3 protein-coding genes and 2 pseudogenes are annotated in these 3,697 nt (G+C 67.1%); 2 read left to right on the forward strand and 3 right to left on the reverse strand.

Going from position 1 to position 3,697, the window contains the following annotated elements; translation table 11 throughout:
• Together acnA and AC2VON_RS21600 are read left to right on the forward strand one after the other, a co-directional pair.
• Positions 1 to 426, forward strand: a pseudogene (gene acnA / locus AC2VON_RS21595) (aconitate hydratase); the annotation flags it as partial.
• Between the two features lie 79 nt (positions 427 to 505).
• The gene (locus AC2VON_RS21600; protein ID WP_486954688.1) at positions 506 to 1,492 is read left to right on the forward strand and encodes a tellurite resistance/C4-dicarboxylate transporter family protein; all 987 of its coding nucleotides are present in this window, start codon (positions 506 to 508) and stop codon (positions 1,490 to 1,492) included.
• Positions 1,493 to 1,582: 90 nt separating this feature from the next.
• Here AC2VON_RS21600 and AC2VON_RS21605 read toward each other — a convergent pair whose 3' ends face one another.
• The 3 genes and pseudogenes from AC2VON_RS21605 to AC2VON_RS21615 form a co-directional block, all read right to left on the reverse strand.
• Positions 1,583 to 2,662 (reverse strand): ABC transporter ATP-binding protein, encoded by a 1,080-nt coding sequence (locus AC2VON_RS21605; RefSeq protein WP_486954686.1) that lies wholly within the window; start codon positions 2,660 to 2,662, stop codon positions 1,583 to 1,585.
• Positions 2,663 to 2,676: 14 nt separating this feature from the next.
• The gene (locus AC2VON_RS21610) at positions 2,677 to 3,528 is read right to left on the reverse strand and encodes a carbohydrate ABC transporter permease (RefSeq protein WP_486954687.1); all 852 of its coding nucleotides are present in this window, start codon (positions 3,526 to 3,528) and stop codon (positions 2,677 to 2,679) included.
• Positions 3,512 to 3,697 (reverse strand): annotated as a pseudogene (locus tag AC2VON_RS21615) (sugar ABC transporter permease); the annotation flags it as partial. The pseudogene AC2VON_RS21615 and the gene AC2VON_RS21610, both read right to left, overlap by 17 nt.

The following is a 3,697-nucleotide window of genomic DNA, read 5'->3' on the forward strand; positions in this document are numbered from 1 at the left end:
GTGAACTACATCGCGGCGGGCATCCCGCTGGTGATCCTGGCCGGCAAGGAGTACGGGTCCGGCTCGTCGCGGGACTGGGCGGCCAAGGGCACCGTGCTGCTCGGGGTGCACGCCGTGCTCGCCGAATCCTACGAGCGGATCCACCGGTCCAATCTGATCGGGATGGGGGTGTTGCCGCTGCAATTCCCCGCGGGGCAGACCGCCGACAGCCTCGGGCTGACCGGCGAGGAGACCTTCGACATCACCGGTGTGACCGCGTTCAACGACGGGATCCCGCGCACCGTGCAGGTGCGGGCCGGCGATATCGAGTTCGACGCGGTGGTACGCATCGACACGCCCGGTGAAGCCGACTACTACCGGCACGGCGGCATCATGCAGTACGTGTTGCGGAAGCTGCTGGGGCGCAAAATCGGTGTCCCTTACTGATAATCAGCCGACGTTGGACCGGTCGACGGGCGTCCGGGAAGCGGTGCGAACGCTCAACCCGGGCTACTTCGCGCTGGTGATGGCGACCGGCATCGTGTCGGTCGCCATGAACCACCCGGCGAAGCACCTCTCGACGCTGCTGCTGTGGGTGACCGCAGCGGCCTACATCGTCTTGCTGATTGTCTCGGCAGCGCGAATCATCTTTTACCACAAGGAGTTCAGGGCCGACCTGTCCGATTCCGGCCGCGCGTTCGGGCTGTTCACCTTCGTCGCGGCGACCAACGTGCTGGGCACCCGGCTGGTCATCGACGGTCACAACGCCGTCGCGTTCGGCCTGCTGATGGTCGGCTCGCTGGTCTGGCTGGTGTTGGGTTACCTGGTGCCCTGGACCGCGGTGCTGGGCACCGCGGAACGGCCGGTGTTGCAGCGGGCAAACGGGACCTGGTTCATCTGGGTGGTGGCCAGCCAGTCGGTTGCGGTGCTGGCTGCCACGCTGGAGCCGGACACGACGGAGTCCTGGCGGCGGTTCCTGGCACTGCTCGCGGTGACCTCCTGGGCGATCGGGGTGTTTCTCTACGGCGCCGCCGGACTCTTCGTCGCTGCGCGCCTGCTGCTCTATCCGCTGCAGCCCGAGGAGCTCACCCCGCAGTACTGGGTGTCTATGGGTGCCACCGCGATCACGGTTGTCGCCGGTGCCCGCATCGTGGAGATGGCGCAAGCGCCGATGGTCAACGCCACTCGCGGCCTGGTCGCCGGGACATCGGTGGTGTTTTGGGCCTTCGGCAGCTGGCTGATCCCGCCGTTGCTCGCCGCCGGCATCTGGCGGCATGTGGTACACCGAGTCCCGTTGCGCTACGAAGCCCCGCTGTGGAGCATGATCTTCCCGCTCGGCATGTACGGGGTGGGCGGGACCACCCTGGGGCACACCGACCGGCTGCCGATCGTCTACCACATCGGCGCAGACGAAAGCTGGATCGCATTGGCCGCGTGGGCCGTGACGTTTCTGGGGATGCTGCACCACCTGGTGCGCACCCTGGGCTTCTTGGGCGTCGATGCCCGCACCTGAGTCCGCGGACCACCCGCACGAGGGCGCGTGTCCCCCATACGACACGCCGTCGCGCGGGCGTATTTTGCGCACGCTCGGCCGCGTCGCGGGCTAGCCGATGCGCCGGCCGTCGGTGGTGAAGAAGTGTAGATGCTCAATTTCGGGGTGCAGCCGCAGCCGGCTGCCACGCCGAGCGGGATAACTGCCCGCCACGCGGGCGATGACGGATTGCTGTGGGGCGTCCTCGGAACGCGCGATTCGGCCGTACAGGTAGGCGTCGGCGCCGAGTTCCTCGACGACGTCCACCTCGACTTCCACACCTCCGAAACTGGAGTCGCCCGCCTGAAGGTGTTCCGGCCGCACGCCGACCACCAGATCGCCACCGGCACCGGCGATCTCGCGCCGGACCGGGATGACGCAGTCGCCCAGCGAGACCGAACCGTCAACCACCGGCAGAGTAAACAGGTTCATCGCCGGCGAGCCGATGAACCCGGCGACGAACAGGTTCGCCGGGTTGCGGTACAGCTCACGCGGCGCCGCGAACTGTTGCAGCAGCCCGTCGCAGAGCACCGCGACCCGATCGCCCATCGTCATCGCCTCGACCTGGTCGTGGGTGACGTAGACGGTGGTGGTGCCCAGCCGGCGCTGCAACTCTGCGATCTGGTTGCGGGTTTGCACCCGCAGCTTGGCGTCGAGGTTCGACAACGGCTCATCCATCAGAAACACCTGCGGGCGCCGCACAATCGCCCGGCCCATGGCGACCCGCTGGCGTTGTCCGCCGGAGAGATCCTTCGGTCGGCGGTCCAGGTAGGGCTGCAGGTCCAGCAGTCGCGCGGCGTCGGCCACCCGCTGCCGGATTTCGGCCTTGGGTGTCTTGGCGACTTTCAACGCGAAGCCCATGTTCTGCGCCACGCTCATGTGCGGGTACAGCGCGTAGTTCTGGAACACCATGGCGACATCCCGGTCCTTGGGGTCGACCTTTGTGACGTCGCGCCCACCGATGCGGATTCGACCGGAGTCGACCGGCTCGAGCCCGGCCAGCATCCGCAGCGTCGTGGTCTTGCCGCACCCGGACGGCCCGACCAGCACGACGAACTCGCCGTCGTCGACGGTCAGGTCCAGCCGATCCAGCGCCGGGCGGTCACTGCCGGGATAGTGCCGGGTCGCGTGCTCGAAGTTCACCGATGCCACTGCGCCGGCCTCGTTTACCGCCCGCCGAATCCGGTGGCCGCGATACCGCTGATGAAGGCGCGTTGCGCGACGGCGTAGATGGCCACCAGCGGCGCCAGGATCAGCATCGACGCCGCCATCAGCACCGGCCATTCGGCAACGTATTGGCCCTGCATCCACACCAGTCCGAGGGTAAGCGTGGCGATGCTTCGACGCTGAATCATCAGCAGCGGCCACAGGAAGTCATTCCAGACGTTGACCCAGGTCAGCACGGCAAGCACCATGACTGCGGGTTTGGCGTGCGGCAGCAGGACTCGCCAGTAGATCTGCCACGGCGAACACCCGTCCAAAATGGCCGCCTCCTCCAGGTCGGTCGGCAGGGTGGCGAAGAACTGCCGCATCAGGTAAGTGCCGAACGCACTGCCGAACAGCCCCGGCACGATCATCGCCCACATGGTGTCGGTCCACCCGAAGACCCGCATCAAGATGAACTGCGGAATCACCGTGACCGTCAACGGCACCATCAACGTGGTCAGGTACCCGACGAACAGCGTGTCGCGGCCGGTGAACGGCAGCCGGGCGAACGCGTAACCGGCCAGGGAGCAGAAGAACACCTGCCCGGCCGTCACACACCCGGCGTAGAGCACGGTGTTGAAGAACATCCGCAGAAACGGCATCCGGGTGAACACGTCGGCGTAGTTCGACCACTGCGGGTGGGCGGGAAACAGCGTGGGCTGGCCTACCTCGGCTTGCTTTTTCAGCGACCCCGACAGCGCCCAGAGGATCGGGAGCAACGCGCACGCGGCGACGACGCCGAGTGCGGTGTAGGCGCCCAGCAGCCGCGCGATGCTCCCTCTTATCACGGCTTCATCACTGCCCCAACGCATTCCGGCGCGCCAGCCGCAGCTGCAGCGCGGTCAGCACCAGCAGGACCGCGAACATCACCCACGCCAGCGCCGATGCGTAGCCGAAGTCCAGGAAGGCGAAGGCCTGCTGGAAAACCATGATGCCCAGCACGTAGGTGCCGGTCTCCGGTCCGCCGTTGCTGCCGGTGAG

This window comes from Mycobacterium sp. TH-M82 (genome assembly GCF_057473605.1).